A 15,026-nucleotide genomic window follows, 5' to 3' on the forward strand; every position below is an offset into this window, starting at 1 on the left:
CGTGACCGCCTCGCGCCACGTCCCTACCCCTCCCATGCCCGAACCCGGAAGGAGCCGCATCATGCGCGCCCAACTGGCCCGCGTCGACGCGGTACTCGTCCAAGCACTCATCGCCGCCGCCCTCTCCTTCGCCCACCTGCACGACATCGCCTCGGCGGCCGGACAGGACGGGTGGAAAGCGTGGGCCTACCCCATCAGCGTCGACCTGCTCCTCGTCGCCGCCTGGCGCCGACTGCGGACCGGCAACGCGAAAGCCTCTGGCTGGTGCTGGTTCGTCATCGCGCTGACCGCGTCTCTCGGCGCGAACGTCGCGACCGCCGGCCTGCTCGACCTCGGCGACGTCCCCGCCTGGCTGCGCATCCTCGTCGCGGGCTGGCCCGCCGTCGCCTTCCTCGGCGGAACTCTCCTCGCCCACACCACAACACCCCCAGCAACCAACGACGTTGAGGCCGCCGCCCTTCGGGAGGACGTACCCGAACCCTCGCCTCAGATGCCAGCGCAACCGGCCATTGAGGCACCACCCGAGCGCCCTGCCGTGTCGGTCCCTGCCGCCTTGGTCGAGCACGCACGCAAGGTCGCCACCGAGCACCACACCCGAACCGGAACCCCCATCGACACCCCGACCCTCCGCGCCCGCCTCGGTGTCCCCGCGCCCATGGCCGAAGCCATCGCCGCCCACCTCACACCGACAGGAAGTTGACCCGTGCCCCTCACCTTCAACACCGCCGCCGACTACCTCGACGCGGCCCGAGAGATGGCCCGCAGCAGCCGGTGGGCACTGGCCCGCCTCCTCGCCGAGGAAGCTGCCGACCGGACCTCGGACCCTGCCCAAGCTGCCCGCATCCTCGCCGAGTTCCCCGCACCGCACCGCCGAGAGGAGGACTGAATTGCCCGCCAACCGCCGCTTCCGCAACGTCATCCGCATCGGCCCCGTCCAGGTCGCCACGTCCTACGACGACCGGGGCCAGGAGAAGCACACCGCCGCCTGCACTGCCCCGCGCTGCGGTGCCTCGCACGACTACGACAGCCGGGCCGCCGCCGAGCTGGCGGCCCACACCCACCGCTGCCCCGTCCGCTGAAAGGGAGTTCCACCCCGTGACCGTCAGCCTGCCGCTCGTCGTCGTCCTCGGCTTCTTCGCCTGGGGAGCGATCAAGTTCCTCGGCGTCCGCACCTGGATCGTCGTCCTGATCGCCCTGTTCGGCTTCTGGCTCTCGCACACCTTCCTCGCCCCCGCCATCGAGTCCGGCACGCGTTCCGGCGTGGGTGTCGTAAACGGCTCACATGACTAGACGAGTAGATGAGAAAGGGTTCGCCGTGTTCCTGCCCAAGTACCCCGACAACCCGACCCCGCCGCCCGCACACACCCACACCCCGGCCGACCCGATGCCCGTACGGCGCTCGCTTCCGCCCGTCGCCATCGACCGGAACGCGGTCCTCGTCCTGGTCGTCGGCGGAGTCGTCCTCACCGCGCTCCTGGCCGCCGTCGCCGTCACGGCCATCTCCGTAGCCATCGCCGCCGTGGTCCCGCGCTCGATGCTCCGCGACCACCGCCGCTGAACCACTCCCTGAACAACCCCTGGCCTCCGGGGCGGCGGCACACGACCAAGCATTTCGCCGCCCCGGGGCCCGTCTCTCCTGACCGAGCCAGCCAGAAGGAGCAAGCCATCTTCACCCGCCCCACCCCGGCCCCACTCCCCGAACTAGCGAACCTGGCCGCGCAAGGCACCCTCCCGGGTATCCTCCGCCAACTCTCCGGCCTCGGCGGCTGCACCAACCCCATCCGCCTCGACGGCCACCGCACCGAATACGACCTCGACACCACAACCGGCGAGATCGGTCCCGTCCTCCACCACCTCAACTCATCGACCCTCCCCGCCGGCCAACTCCTCGTCCGCTGCAACAACCGCCGCACCACCCGCTGCGCGGCCTGCTCCGAGGTCTACCGCCGCGACACCTTCCACCTGATCACCGCAGGATTGCGCGGCGGCAAAGGCACCCCGGAACACGTCGCCACCCACCCCCGCGCCTTCGCCACCTTCACCGCCCCCGGCTTCGGACCGGTCCACAACCGGCCCTCCAACAGCCGTACTTGCCGCTGTGGCGTCCACCACGACCAGGACGACGACGTACTCGGCACCCCACTCAACCCGGACACCTACGACTACGAAGCCGCCGTCCTCTGGAACGCACACGCCGGTCCCCTCTGGCGCCGCTTCTCCACCTACCTGCGCCGAGAGGTCGCCAAGCGCGCGGGCCTCTCCCAACGCCGGTTCCGCGACCACGCACGCGTGTCCTTCGCCAAGGTCGCCGAGTACCAGAAACGCGGAGCCGTCCACTTCCACGCCGTCATCCGCATCGACGGCCCCACCGGCGGCGACACCCCGCCCCCTCCCTGGGCCACCGCCGAGCTGCTCACCGACGCGATCCGTGCCGCCGCACCCAAGGTTCGCGTCGACGGCCCGACCATCGACGGCCGCACCCACACCTTCACCTTCGGCCGCCAACTCGACGTCCGCACCATCCGATCCGCCGACTTCAACGACGACCAGGAACTCACCGAACGAGCCGTCGCCGCCTACATCGCCAAGTACGCCACCAAGGGCGCCGAAACAGCCACGGGAGCTCTCGACCGCCCGCTCAAGTTCGCCGCCGAACTCGCCCACCTCGACATCAGCGACCACGCCCGCCGCCTCATCCGCACGGCCTGGACCCTCGGCGCCCGCAAGAGCTTGGAACACCTCCGCCTGCGCGCCTGGGCCCACATGCTCGGCTTCCGCGGCCACTTCTCCACCAAATCCCGCCGCTACTCCACCACCCTCGGCGCCCTCCGCGACGCCCGCGCCGAATGGCGCCGCGCACAAGCCACACCCGCCAACGGCCCCACCACCAACACCACGCACGTCCTCGCCCACTGGGCTTTCGCCGGAACCGGCCTCTCGTCCACCGAAGCCTGGCTCGCCGAGACCCTCGAACCCGCCCTCGGAACGGAAGGAGAACCCACCCGTGGCTGAGCCGCGAGCCTTGACCGCCGTCCCGGAACTAGCCGACTCGTCCTTGGTCCTGCTGACCGTTGAAGAGGCGGCACGGCGACTCCGTATCGGCCGTACGACGTGCTTCAAGCTCGTGCTCGCGGGCGAGATCGAATCGGTCACGGTCGGCCGCCTGCGCCGAGTTCCGGCTGAGGCGCTGCCCGCATACGTCAGCCAACTCCGCCGCCGTCCCGCCGTAGCGGCCTGAAGGGGGGAGACATGGCAGAGGCCAAACGCACTCGCCAGCCCAACGGCGCCTCGTCCATCTACCTCGGCAAGGACGGCAAATGGCACGGCCGCGTGACGGTCGGCGTCCGCGATGACGGCAAGCCTGATCGCCGTCACGTCGAGCGGAAGACGAAAGCCGAAGCGACCAAGGCGGTCCGCGAGTTGGAACGGGCCCGCGACGACAAGAAGCTCCGGAAGCCGGGCAAGGGCTGGACCGTCCAGGGTTGGCTTGAGCACTGGGTCGAGAACATCGCCAAGCCGTACGTCTCCGAGAACACGTACGCCGGATACGAGGTGGACGTCCGCGTGCACCTGGTCCCGGGTCTCGGCGCCCACCGGCTCGATCGGCTGGAGCCCGAGCATCTGGAGCGCTTCTACCAAAAGATGCAGAGCAACGGCAGCGCGGCCGGCACCGCCCACCACGTGCACCGCACGGTCCGTACCGCCCTCAGCGAGGCAGTGAGGCGCGGACACGTGCCCACCAACGCAGCCGAGATCGCCAAGGCTCCGCGACTCGAAGAGGAGGACATCGAGCCGTTCACGATCGAGGAGGTTCAGAGCCTGCTCGTCGAAGCGGCCAAGCTCCGCAACAGCGCACGTTGGGTCGTCGCCCTGGCGCTCGGCCTCCGGCAGGGTGAGGCGCTCGGCCTGCACTGGGAAGACGTCGACCTCGCCTCGGGATACGTCCGTATTCGTAAGAACCGGCTCCGCCCCAAGTACGCGCATGGCTGCGGCGCTGCCAACCCGTGTGGCCGGAAGGCTGGTTACTGCCCCAAGCGGGAGCAGACCCGGCGCGAGCACAAGTCCACCAAATCACGCGCGGGCCGACGCACCATCGGCCTGCCCGACCCGCTGATCAAGATTCTTCGCCAGCACCAGGAAGCACAGGAGCGGGAGCGGATCGCGGCCGGCACCGACTGGGCGGGCAAGGGGTACGTCTTCGCCTCGCCGATCGGCGGCCCTCTCAGTCCCAACACCGACTTCCACACCTGGAAGCGGCTTCTCCGGGACGCGGGCGTACGGAACGGCCGTCTCCACGACGCTCGCCACACCGCCGCGACCGTCCTCCTGATCCTCGGGGTCCCCGACGTCGTGATCGACTCGATCATGGGTTGGGAGCCCGGGGGAGCGGCCCGGATGCGCGCTCGGTACATGCACGTGACGGGGACCATGCTTCGCAAAGTCGCCCAGCAAGTCGGCGACGCCCTTTGGGAGCTCCCGAAAACGGACTCAGAGACAAACTGAGACGGAAACTGAGACGGACAACGACGAAGGGCCCCGCTGCGAACAGCGGGGCCCTTCGACATCGTGCCCGGTGAGGCACTGGCGGAGGATACGAGATTCGAACTCGTGAGGGGTTGCCCCCAACACGCTTTCCAAGCGTGCGCCCTAGGCCACTAGGCGAATCCTCCGCGGCAAACAATACAAGACGTTGAGGAGTGCTCGCGAACTCGTTCCCCCCGCTCAGATCCTGTAGCCTGTGCGGAGCCCCTCACGCGGCGCTATCTGACTGAACTCCCCCAGGGCCGGAAGGCAGCAAGGGTAGGTTGGCTCTGGCGGGTGCGTGGGGGGCGCTTGCGTTCCCGGCCGTTTCCCGGCCGTCCCCAATCGCTCGCAGTCGTTCCCGGGACGGGGAGCGCCTCCGTGGATCTTGTCGGCGGCCCCCGTTGTCAGTGGGCGCCTATAACCTCGTACGCGTGTCGTCTCTCGCGCTCTACCGCCGCTATCGCCCGGAGTCGTTCGCCGAGGTCATCGGGCAGGAACATGTCACCGACCCGTTGCAGCAGGCGCTGCGGAACAACCGGGTCAATCACGCGTACCTGTTCAGCGGGCCGCGAGGCTGCGGCAAGACCACGAGCGCGCGCATCCTGGCCCGGTGTCTGAACTGCGAGAAGGGCCCCACGCCCACGCCCTGCGGCGAGTGCCTGTCCTGCCGCGACCTCGCGCGTAACGGCCCCGGTTCCATCGACGTCATCGAGATCGACGCCGCGTCGCACGGTGGTGTGGACGACGCCCGTGAGCTGCGCGAGAAGGCGTTCTTCGGGCCCGCGAGCAGCCGTTACAAGATCTACATCATCGACGAGGCCCACATGGTCACGTCGGCCGGCTTCAACGCGCTGCTCAAGGTCGTCGAAGAGCCCCCGGAGCACCTCAAGTTCATCTTCGCGACCACCGAACCCGAGAAGGTCATCGGCACGATCCGCTCGCGGACGCACCACTATCCCTTCCGGCTCGTGCCGCCCAGCACCCTCCGCGAGTACCTCGGGCAGGTCTGCGGGCAGGAGAACATCCCGGTCGAGGACGGCGTCCTGCCTCTCGTCGTGCGCGCCGGCGCCGGTTCCGTGCGTGACTCCATGTCCGTCATGGACCAGTTGCTCGCCGGCGCCAGCACCGACGGTGTGACGTACGCCATGGCCACCTCCCTCCTCGGCTACACCGACGCCTCGCTGCTCGACTCCGTCGTCGAGGCCTTCGCCACTGGTGACGGCGCCGCCGCCTTCGAAGTCGTCGACCGCATCATCGACGGCGGCAACGACCCGCGCCGTTTCGTCGCCGACCTGCTGGAGCGCCTCCGCGACCTGGTGATCCTCGCCGCCGTCCCGGACGCCCTCGACAAGGGCCTCATCGACGCCCCCACCGACGTCCTCGAACGCATGCAGGCCCAGGCAGGCACCTTCGGCGCCGCCGAACTCAGCCGCGCCGCCGACCTCGTCAACACCGGCCTCACGGAGATGCGCGGCGCCACGTCCCCCCGCCTCCAACTAGAGCTGATCTGCGCCCGCGTCATGCTCCCCGCCGCCTACGGCGACGAACAGTCGGTCATGGCCCGCCTCGACCGACTGGAGCGGGGCGTCAACTTCGCGGGTGGCGGGGGTGCGCCCGCCATGGGCTACGTCCCCGGACCCGACGCCCACGCCCATGCCCACGCGCAGGCCCCTGTCCAGGCCCACGCCCCCGTCCCGCCGGGGGGTGGCGCCGCCGCCGCGCGAGCAGCCGTACGAGGCCCAGGCGCACCCGGCGCCGCACCAGTCCCCTTCGCCGTTACGACCCCACCAGCGACGCCGCCGGAGCAGCCCCCCGGCCCGGCCGCCTACGCCCAACCGGCCCCACCCACCCCGGAACCCCAACACCCCCAGCCCCAAGCACAACCCCAGGCCCCGGCCCCTGCCCCCGCTCCCACCCCCGGCGCCTGGCCCACCGCCACCGCCGCAGGCAGCGGTCGGCGCCCCGGCGGCTGGCCCACGGCGACCCCGGCGGGCGGCGGACAACCCCCTGCCCCGGCTCACAACACCCCCGCCCCCGCCTCCGTACAGGCCCCCGCGCCCCAGTCCGCGCCCCCGACCCAAGCCGCCCCCACCCCACCCCCGGCCGGCGGCCTCGACCCCCGCATGCTCTGGCCGAACATCCTGGAAGTGGTGAAGAACCGCCGCCGTTTCACCTGGATCCTGCTCAGCCAGAACGCGCAGGTCACCGGTTTCGACGGCACGACCCTCCAGATCGGCTTCGTCAACGCCGGTGCCCGGGACAACTTCAACAGCAGCGGCAGCGAGGACGTACTGAAGCAGGCGCTGTCCGAGCAGTTCAACGTCCAGTGGAAGATCGACGCGGTCGTGGACCCGTCGGGCGGCGGCACCCCGCCCCCGCAGCCGGGCGGTTCCTACGGCGGTGGCGGTGTCGGTTCGGCAGCGGGCGGCTACGGCGGCGCGCCGTCCGGCGGCTACGGCGCCCCGGCCCCCGCTGCACCCGCCGCCCCCCGCCCGGCATCCCCCCAGCCCACCCCCACATCCACACCCACGAACCCGACGACCCCACCCCCGGCACAGGCCTCCACCCAACCCCCACCCCCTGTCCCTCCCTCCCCAACTCCCGCCCCCCGCACGGTCTCCGCCGAGGACGACACCGCCGAGGACGACGACCCCGACCTCGACGAGTCAGCCCTCTCCGGCCACGAACTGATCGTCAGAGAACTGGGAGCCACGGTGATGGAGGAGTTCACCAACGAGTAGCCGCCCCAACAGCGCCCCGACACCGCGCCCCAACACCCGAGGCCATCCAATTCAGGGCCTAGGGCAGGGTCATCCAGGCCAAAGGCCGAGGACATTCATTCCAAGGCCGAGGCGATCCAGGCCAAGGGGCACCCGAGGCACCCCCACCCCTCCACCCCGCCCACCCCATCGCCCTCAGGGGCGCGGGGAACTGCGCGCCCAGCCCCCACCCACCCGCACCCGGCACACAACCCAACCCCCCACTCACCCGCACTCTGCACACAACCCAAACCCCCCCACCCCCGCCCCGACCGCAACCCCGCTCCCACCCCCGTCCAACCCTCACCCCCACCCCGGCCCGTAACCCCGCCCTCACCCGCACCCCGCCCCCGACCACCCCCCACCCCGACCCACCTCACCCTCCCCGTGACCTAGGCTGACCCCCGTGAAGGTCCTCGTCATCGGTACCGGCGCCCGCGAACACGCCCTGTGCCACTCCCTGTCCAACGACCCCAACGTCACCGCCCTGCACTGCGCCCCCGGCAACGCCGGCATCGCAGAGGTGGCCGAGCTGCACCAGGTCGACCCCCTCGACGGCGCAGCCGTAGCCGCACTGGCGACAGAGCTCGGCGCCGAGCTGGTCGTGGTCGGCCCGGAGGCACCCCTCGTCGCCGGGGTCGCCGACGCCGTACGCGAGGCGGGCATCCCGGTGTTCGGCCCCTCCGGGGAAGCCGCGCAGCTGGAGGGTTCCAAGGCTTTCGCCAAGGAAGTCATGGCCGCAGCCGGTGTGCCGACCGCCCGCTCCTACGTCTGCACGACCCCGGAAGAGGTCGACGAGGCCCTCGACGCCTTCGGTGCGCCGTACGTCGTGAAGGACGACGGACTGGCCGCGGGCAAGGGTGTCGTAGTCACAGACGACCTCGACGCCGCGAAGGCGCACGCCAACGCCTGCGAGCGGGTCGTCATCGAGGAGTTCCTCGACGGCCCCGAGGTCTCCCTCTTCGCGATCACCGACGGCGTCACCGTCGTCCCGCTCCAGCCCGCGCAGGACTTCAAGCGCGCGCTCGACGGCGACGAGGGCCCGAACACCGGCGGCATGGGCGCGTACTCCCCGCTGCCGTGGGCCGACCCGAAGCTGGTGGAGGAAGTACTCCAAACCGTCCTCCAGCCGACCGTCGACGAGATGCGCCGCCGCGGGACTCCCTTCTCCGGCCTCCTCTACGCCGGCCTCGCGATCACCAGTCGCGGCGTCCGGGTCATCGAGTTCAACGCCCGTTTCGGCGACCCGGAGACCCAGGTGGTCCTGGCCCGTCTGAAGACCCCGCTGGCCGGCGTCCTGCTCGCCGCCGCCGACGGCACCCTCGACGACCTGGCCCCCCTGCGCTGGAGCGAGGACGCCGCGGTCACCGTGGTCATCGCCTCGCACAACTACCCGGGCACCCCCCGCACCGGCGACCCGATCACCGGCCTCGACGAGGTGGCCGCGCAGGACGCCCCGCACGCGTACGTGCTGCACGCCGGGACGAAGTACGACGGCGACGACGTCGTCAGCGCGGGCGGCCGCGTCCTGTCCGTCACGGCGACCGGCGCGGACCTCACCGAGGCCCGCGAGCGTGCGTACGCGGCCGTGGCCCGGGTCCGTCTCGACGGCTCACAGCACCGCACGGACATCGCGGCGAAGGCGGCGACGGGCGAGTAACCCCAAGCCCCCCGCCCAACGGTTAAGCCCACCGATAAACCCGACAGGCCCCGAATCCGTCTCACGATTCGGGGCCTGATCCTTGCCCTCTGTCATCCACCTTTCCCCTGAGCCATTCCATCGAGTGACCGATGCCCCAACCGGCTGACGGGGACCGGGGCCCCAACTATGGTGCGGCGCAAGCGTTCCGGCACTTGGCCCACCGGCATTGCGATGTCAGTGGCGGGTGCCACAGTGGGGGAGTGAGCAACGCCAGCAGAGCGGGACAGCACGGAGGGGGTGAGGTCCGGTCGTGACCGGTATGGGTGTGGGTGTGGAGGCGGGCGCGCAGGCGGCGCGTTCCCGGGCCTTGGCCGTGCTGCGGATCCGCAGCCGGGCGCTGGCCGTCGCCCTGTTGCCCGCGGCCGTCGCGGTGATCCTGCTGGCAGGCGGTTCCACCGGCCACCTCGTGGGCCGGGGCTGGGACCTCTCCCGCTGGATCATGAGCGTCGCCGCCGTCGTCGTACTGCTCGCCGCCGGCGCCATCGCGCTGGTCGTCGCGCGGGCCCGCCCCGCCGTGAGTCCTACGGTCGCGATCGCCGAGGAGTCGGCCCCCGACCTGTACCGCCTGGTCCGCGACCTCGCCGACCGCCTCGACGTCCCCGCCCCCTCCGCGATAGCGCTCACCCCGGACTGCGACAGCTGGCTGGAGGACCGCACCCACCCGGCCCACGGCCCGCCCCCGCAGGAGAACCGCGACGAGATCACCGGCGTACGGGGCCTCACCCCGGGCCGTTCCCGTCGTACGGCGGCCTCGCCCGTCCTCGTCATCGGCTCGCCGTTCCTGTGGTGGATGCGGGTCGGTGAGCTGCGCGCGGTGCTCGCGCCGGTCGTCGCCGGTACGGGTCCCTCCGCGCACCCGGACATAGCCGCGGCCCGCCGATTCGTACGGGGCCTTGACGCGGCGGTGGCCGTGACCTCGGCGCCTCGCGGGCCCGTGTTCCGTTCGGTGCTCGCCGGTGTCGGCTGGGTCGCCCGGCTGCTGCTGCGCAGTTGCCGGGGGCACGCGGCCGAGATGGAGCGGGGCGTGGCCGCCGCGGCCGCCGAGCGTGCACAGGCTGTGGATTACGGGCTGCGGATCGTCGCGCAGGAACAGGTGGGTCTGGCGTACGCGGGCTGGGACCGGCTGCTCACCCGGGTCGCGCTGCCCGCGTGGCGGATGGGCCGCTGGCCGTCCCGGCTGGACGCGGGCGTCGTCGCGGCGCTCACCGAGCTGTCCCGGCGCGACCGCCTGGCCGAGGGTTTCGCCTCGCGGCTCGGCGAGCGTCCCGCCTGTGACCTGCTCGAAGAGCCCGGCACGATCGACGAGGCGACCTCGCTCCTCGCCGCCCGCCTCTTCCACGGCGGCCCCGCCGAGACCGGTCCCGACTGGGCGCCGGTGGACTGGCAGGAGTACCCGGAGGAGGTCGTCGACCGCAAATGGCGCACCGACGCGGCCCGCCTCCACCGCGTCCTCGACACCCTCGGCGTCCGCCGCGCCCCCGACCCCACCCCGCCCCACCACGACGCCCCGACCCTGGCCCGAGTGGTGGACCACCTGACCGACCCGACGGCGACGACAGCGGCTGGCGACGACCAGTACGGGCGGTACGGGCGGTACGGGGAGGCCGACGGCACCACCGACCCGTACGGGACGGACGCCGGCGTCGACGACCCGTCCGCCCCCGCCGAACTGGAAGTCCCACGCGAGGAGTTCGAGCCGCGCCCGGAGTCGGAAGAGGCTCCCCACCCCGACCCCGAGCCCTACAAGGCGATGGCCGACGACGAAGAAGAGCTCGGCGAAAGCTGCTCCCCGCACAGCGCGGCCCTCGCCGCAGGCCTCACCGCGGAGTTGGCGCGCGAGGAGGCGGCGACCCCGCCGACCGGTTCGGCCCCGCCAGGGCAGGGCCCCGACACCGGGCTCTGGGACGACACCGCGCTCCCCCTCTTCCCGCTCCAACCTCCGCGCACCGGACGGGAGTTGCTCGCCGACCACGTCACGGCGATGGTGTGCTGCGCTGCGATGGACACCGCCGGCGCGCTGCCCGGCCTGGACTGGCTCGACGGCCCGACGCTGCTGGTCAACGGCGAAAGGGCGGCCGATCTCGCCCCGAGGGTGCTCAGCCTCGTGGAGGACGGCGACCCGGCCCCGCTGCAGGCGTGGCTGATCGACCTCGGCATACGCCCGGAGAAGCCGGTACGGCTGGTCTGACACCCGAGCCACACGACCGCCGAGCGCACCCTCCCCCCACCACTCGGCCACCCATCCGTATCGGAATCATGGGCTCCACTTTTGGTCAATTGGCAACGACCAGTGACAGTGTGCGTGCTTAATGTGATGTGCTGGGACCGATCCCGTATGCCGTCCCGTATGCCGTCCCGTACGTGGCAAAGGCTTACGGCATACGACAGTTGGACGAAGGACCACCACGGGGGCACGAAGGAGGGGAGCGACCATGGGGTCGGAGCAGATCCGCCGCTGGGAGTCGGGAGCGCTGGCGCACGCCGTCACGGACCCCTTCGGTCAGGGCCCCGTCCCCTGGCTCCGGGGCAGCGAGACGTACTTCGACGACACCGGCCACGTCGTCCCCTGGTACGTGGACCCGACCCCGGCGCACACCCCCCGCACCCGCGGCGGAAACGCCCTCAAGGTCCCCGCCCCGCGCGCGTCCGACGGCGGCGGCCCGCGCTCCGCCGACGACGTCCGCCGCCAGATCAAGGGATTCACCTCCGCCAGCGCGGTCGCCCCCGGCGAGGCGCTCGACTTCCATGTCACGGTCGATCCGCCCCAGGAGTTCGCCGTGGACGTGTACCGCATCGGCCACTACGGCGGTGACGGCGCGGCAAAGATCACCACCAGCCCGCGCCTCTCGGGCATCGTGCAGCCCCCGCCGCTCGCCGCCGACCGCACGGTCTCCTGCCACCACTGGTGGCTGTCCTGGCGCCTGCAGATCCCGAGTTACTGGAGCATCGGCGCGTACGTGGCCGTCCTCACCACCGCCGACGGCTACCGCTCGCACATCCCGTTCACGGTCCGCGACAGCCACCCGGCCGACCTGCTCCTCCTCCTGCCGGACATCACCTGGCAGGCCTACAACCTCTACCCGGAGGACGGCCACACCGGCGCGAGCCTCTACCACGCGTGGGACGGCGACGGCCGCCTCCTCGGCGAGTCCGAGGCCGCGACGACGGTCTCCTTCGACCGCCCGTACGCGGGCGCGGGCCTGCCCCTGCACGTCGGCCACGCCTACGACTTCATCCGCTGGGCCGAGCGCTACGGCTACGACCTCGCCTACGCCGACGCCCGCGACCTGCACTCAGGACGCGTAGACCCCACCAAATACCGGGGGTTGGTCTTCCCGGGCCACGACGAGTACTGGTCGACACAGATGCGCCGTACCGTCGAACGCGCCCGCGACCACGGCACGTCCCTCGTCTTCCTCTCCGCCAACACCATGTACTGGCAAGTGGAGTTGGGCCCGTCCCCGTCCGGCGTCCCCGACCGCCTCCTGACCTGCCGCAAGCGCAGGGGCCCGGGCAAACCGGTGCTGTGGCGCGAAGTCGACCGCCCGGAACAGCAGTTGGTGGGCATCCAGTACGCGGGCCGGGTGCCCGAGCCGTCCCCGCTGATCGTGCGCAACGCCGACCACTGGTTGTGGGAGGCGACCGGCGCCGGCGAGGGCGACCCGATCGAGGGCCTGGTCGCGGGCGAGGCCGACCGGTACTTCCCGCGCACCCAGCTCCCCGAGCACGAGGAGCGCATCCTGCTCGCCCACTCCCCGTACGCGGACGGCGACGGCGCCCTGCGCCACCAGGAGACGTCCCTCTACCGCGCCCCCTCCGGCTCCCTCGTCTTCGCCTCCGGCACCTTCGCCTGGTCGCCGTCCCTGGACCGCCCCGGCCATGTGGACGCCCGTATCCAGCGCGCCACGGCCAACCTCCTGGACCGCATCTGCAAGCACGACTGACCTCACGTACCAGCACGACTGACCTCACGTACCAGCACCCCACTGACCCCGCGACCAGCGGTCGGCCAACCCCGCGACCAGAGGCCGGCCGCGCATACGGGACAATCGAGCCAGTTGGAGAGACTTACTGGAGGAACCCGTGTCCGGATTCGTAGAAAAGCCCGAGCCGCTCCAGGTTCCCGGCCTGACGCACCTCCACACCGGCAAGGTGCGCGAGCTGTACCAGAACGAGGCGGGCGAGCTCGTGATGGTCGCCAGCGACCGCATCTCCGCGTACGACTGGGTACTGCCCACGGAGATCCCCGACAAGGGCCGCGTCCTCACGCAGCTCTCGCTCTGGTGGTTCGACCAGCTCGCCGACCTGGTCCCCAACCACGTCCTCAGCACCGACCTCCCGCCGGGCGCCCCCGCCGACTGGGCAGGCCGCACCCTCATCTGCAAGTCCCTCAAGATGGTCCCGGTGGAATGCGTGGCCCGCGGCTACCTCACCGGCTCCGGCCTGCTGGAGTACAACGACACCCGCACGGTCTGCGGCCTCGCCCTCCCCGAGGGCCTGGTCGACGGCAGCGAACTCCCGGCCCCGATCTTCACCCCGGCGACGAAGGCGGCCGTAGGGGAGCACGACGAGAACGTGTCGTACGAGGAGGTCGCCCGGCAGGTCGGTGCCGAGACCGCCGCGCAGCTGCGTCAGGCGACCCTCGCGGTGTACGGCCGGGCCCGGGACATCGCGCGTGACCGGGGGATCATCCTCGCGGACACGAAGTTCGAGTTCGGCTACGACGGCGAGACCCTGATCGCCGCCGACGAGGTCCTCACCCCGGACTCGTCCCGTTTCTGGCCGGCCGAGGAGTGGGAGCCGGGGCGCGCGCAGCCGTCGTACGACAAGCAGTTCGTGCGCGACTGGCTGACCGGGCCGGAGTCGGGCTGGGACCGCAAGAGCGAGCAGCCCCCGCCGGCGTTGCCGCAGCAGGTCGTGGACGCGACCCGCGCGAAGTACATCGAGGCGTACGAGCGCCTGACGGGCCTGAGCTGGAGCTAGGCACACGAGAAGACCCCGGTCCACTGGACCGGGGTCTTCGTCTTGAGCGGACGACCAGGTTCGAACTGGCGACCTCAACCTTGGCAAGGTTGCGCTCTACCAACTGAGCTACGTCCGCGCTGCGCCGTGGCGCGAGAGCAACTATACCCAACCTCGCTCGCGTGCGAGACGCACTGCCGTATGACGGTTCTCGGCACCGAGTTTCGAGACGGCGGAGGAGAGATAGTTCCGCACGGTGCCCTGCGAGAGCGCGGCCCGTTCGGCGATCTCCGCGACCGGCGCCCCGTCGGCGGCCAACTCCAGCACCTCGGCCTCACGGGCGGTCAGCGGCGAGTCCCCGGCGGAGATCGCGTCGGCGGCCAACTCCGGGTCGACATAACGATTCCCGGCATGCACGGTACGAATAATCTCGGCAAGCCGCTGCGCGCTAACAGTCTTCGGCACGAACCCCCGCACCCCAGCAGCAAGCGCCCTCTTGAGATGCCCGGGCCGCCCATGCCCGGTCACGATCAACACCCGACACCCGGGCAGCTCGGCCCGCAACGATGTGGCCACCTTCACACCGTCCGCCCCCGGCATCTGAAGATCCAGCACAGCCACATCCGGCTCATGCGCCCGAGCCATCGCCAACGCCTCGGGCCCGGTAGCCGCCTCGGCCACGACGACGAGATCGTCCTCAAGCCCGAGCAGAGCGGCAAGCGCCCCCCGAATGAGGTGCTCATCATCGGCGAGCAGCAGTCGTACGACGGGGCCGGTCATGGGGTGCTCCTGATCGAGGTGGGGAGGGGACGGGCAGGCCGGGCGATGGTGAGCCGCCCTCGCTCGCGGCCGGCGGGAGTTGTACGACGTTCCCGGTCGCCGGTCATCCGGCCCTGCTCACTGCGCGGCGGGATGGCCGTGGCGATGGTGAGCCGTCCTCGCTCACAATCGCCAGAAGTTGTACGACGTCCCCGGCCGCCGGGCATCCGGCCCTGCTCACAGCGCGCCGGAACGGCCGTGCCGACCGTGAGCCGCGCTCGCTCACAGCCGCCAGAAGTCGTACGCCGCCCCCGATCACC

General features: G+C 71.3%; 14 protein-coding genes, 2 tRNA genes and 1 other RNA gene. 14 read left to right on the forward strand and 3 right to left on the reverse strand.

Annotated features, from left to right (window positions below; genetic code table 11):
- The first annotated feature begins 61 nt into the window (after nucleotides 1-61).
- From ACIBK4_RS43540 to ACIBK4_RS43575, 8 genes are all read left to right on the forward strand, one after another.
- Nucleotides 62-700 (forward strand): DUF2637 domain-containing protein, encoded by a 639-nt coding sequence (locus tag ACIBK4_RS43540; RefSeq protein WP_399004500.1) that lies wholly within the window; start codon nucleotides 62-64, stop codon nucleotides 698-700.
- A gap of 3 nt (nucleotides 701-703) precedes the next feature.
- Complete coding sequence (locus ACIBK4_RS43545) at nucleotides 704-886, forward strand: hypothetical protein (protein ID WP_200691511.1); 183 nt, start codon at nucleotides 704-706, stop codon at nucleotides 884-886.
- A 1-nt stretch (nucleotide 887) separates the two neighbouring features.
- A complete protein-coding gene (locus tag ACIBK4_RS43550; RefSeq protein WP_093628273.1) occupies nucleotides 888-1,079 on the forward strand; it encodes a mobile element transfer protein in 192 nt (63 codons plus the stop codon).
- 16 nt (nucleotides 1,080-1,095) lie between these two features.
- Entirely contained in the window at nucleotides 1,096-1,290 is a 195-nt protein-coding gene (locus tag ACIBK4_RS43555; protein ID WP_020940615.1) for a hypothetical protein, read from the forward strand.
- 25 nt (nucleotides 1,291-1,315) lie between these two features.
- Complete coding sequence (locus tag ACIBK4_RS43560; RefSeq protein ID WP_399004662.1) at nucleotides 1,316-1,558, forward strand: SpdD protein; 243 nt, start codon at nucleotides 1,316-1,318, stop codon at nucleotides 1,556-1,558.
- Nucleotides 1,559-1,710: 152 nt separating this feature from the next.
- A complete protein-coding gene (locus tag ACIBK4_RS43565) occupies nucleotides 1,711-3,012 on the forward strand; it encodes a replication initiator (protein WP_399004664.1) in 1,302 nt (433 codons plus the stop codon).
- On the forward strand, nucleotides 3,005-3,238 hold the full coding sequence (locus tag ACIBK4_RS43570; protein ID WP_399004503.1) for an excisionase family DNA-binding protein: 234 nt from the start codon (nucleotides 3,005-3,007) through the stop codon (nucleotides 3,236-3,238). The genes ACIBK4_RS43565 and ACIBK4_RS43570 overlap by 8 nt, the downstream gene beginning before the upstream one ends.
- A gap of 11 nt (nucleotides 3,239-3,249) precedes the next feature.
- Complete coding sequence (locus tag ACIBK4_RS43575) at nucleotides 3,250-4,503, forward strand: tyrosine-type recombinase/integrase (protein WP_399004505.1); 1,254 nt, start codon at nucleotides 3,250-3,252, stop codon at nucleotides 4,501-4,503.
- Between the two features lie 79 nt (nucleotides 4,504-4,582).
- Here the strand turns inward: ACIBK4_RS43575 and ACIBK4_RS43580 are convergent.
- A tRNA-Ser gene (locus tag ACIBK4_RS43580) sits at nucleotides 4,583-4,670 on the reverse strand.
- Between the two features lie 71 nt (nucleotides 4,671-4,741).
- Here ACIBK4_RS43580 and ffs point away from each other — a divergent pair.
- The 6 genes from ffs to ACIBK4_RS43610 all read left to right on the forward strand — a co-directional run bounded on the left by ffs (nucleotide 4,742) and on the right by ACIBK4_RS43610 (nucleotide 13,968).
- An RNA gene (gene ffs, locus ACIBK4_RS43585) (signal recognition particle sRNA small type) lies at nucleotides 4,742-4,840 on the forward strand.
- 115 nt (nucleotides 4,841-4,955) lie between these two features.
- Entirely contained in the window at nucleotides 4,956-7,265 is a 2,310-nt protein-coding gene (locus ACIBK4_RS43590) for a DNA polymerase III subunit gamma and tau (protein WP_399004507.1), read from the forward strand.
- Nucleotides 7,266-7,689: 424 nt separating this feature from the next.
- Complete coding sequence (purD, locus tag ACIBK4_RS43595) at nucleotides 7,690-8,943, forward strand: phosphoribosylamine--glycine ligase (protein WP_399004509.1); 1,254 nt, start codon at nucleotides 7,690-7,692, stop codon at nucleotides 8,941-8,943.
- A 301-nt stretch (nucleotides 8,944-9,244) separates the two neighbouring features.
- The gene (locus tag ACIBK4_RS43600) at nucleotides 9,245-11,173 is read left to right on the forward strand and encodes a hypothetical protein (protein ID WP_399004666.1); all 1,929 of its coding nucleotides are present in this window, start codon (nucleotides 9,245-9,247) and stop codon (nucleotides 11,171-11,173) included.
- Between the two features lie 244 nt (nucleotides 11,174-11,417).
- Nucleotides 11,418-12,929 carry a N,N-dimethylformamidase beta subunit family domain-containing protein gene (locus ACIBK4_RS43605; RefSeq protein ID WP_399004511.1) on the forward strand — a complete coding sequence of 504 codons (1,512 nt, stop codon included), beginning with the start codon at nucleotides 11,418-11,420 and terminating at the stop codon, nucleotides 12,927-12,929.
- Nucleotides 12,930-13,068: 139 nt separating this feature from the next.
- Complete coding sequence (locus ACIBK4_RS43610; RefSeq protein ID WP_399004513.1) at nucleotides 13,069-13,968, forward strand: phosphoribosylaminoimidazolesuccinocarboxamide synthase; 900 nt, start codon at nucleotides 13,069-13,071, stop codon at nucleotides 13,966-13,968.
- Nucleotides 13,969-14,013: 45 nt separating this feature from the next.
- Here the strand turns inward: ACIBK4_RS43610 and ACIBK4_RS43615 are convergent.
- Nucleotides 14,014-14,086 (reverse strand) — tRNA-Gly (locus ACIBK4_RS43615).
- A 23-nt stretch (nucleotides 14,087-14,109) separates the two neighbouring features.
- Nucleotides 14,110-14,727 (reverse strand): response regulator transcription factor, encoded by a 618-nt coding sequence (locus ACIBK4_RS43620; RefSeq protein ID WP_033285109.1) that lies wholly within the window; start codon nucleotides 14,725-14,727, stop codon nucleotides 14,110-14,112.
- Between the last annotated feature and the right edge of the window lie 299 nt (nucleotides 14,728-15,026).

Source organism: Streptomyces sp. NPDC050528 (assembly GCF_044457795.1).
GTDB lineage: Bacteria > Actinomycetota > Actinomycetes > Streptomycetales > Streptomycetaceae > Streptomyces.

Bases quoted from the DNA above. Each gene is read 5' to 3' on its own strand.
- ACIBK4_RS43540 (WP_399004500.1), top strand. From the start codon at position 62: ATGCGCGCCCAACTGGCCCGCGTCGACGCGGTACTCGTCCAAGCACTC.
- ACIBK4_RS43575 (WP_399004505.1), top strand. From the start codon at position 3,250: ATGGCAGAGGCCAAACGCACTCGCCAGCCCAACGGCGCCTCGTCCATC.
- ACIBK4_RS43600 (WP_399004666.1), top strand. From the start codon at position 9,245: ATGGGTGTGGGTGTGGAGGCGGGCGCGCAGGCGGCGCGTTCCCGGGCC.
- ACIBK4_RS43605 (WP_399004511.1), top strand. From the start codon at position 11,418: ATGGGGTCGGAGCAGATCCGCCGCTGGGAGTCGGGAGCGCTGGCGCAC.
- ACIBK4_RS43620 (WP_033285109.1), bottom strand. From the start codon at position 14,727: ATGACCGGCCCCGTCGTACGACTGCTGCTCGCCGATGATGAGCACCTC.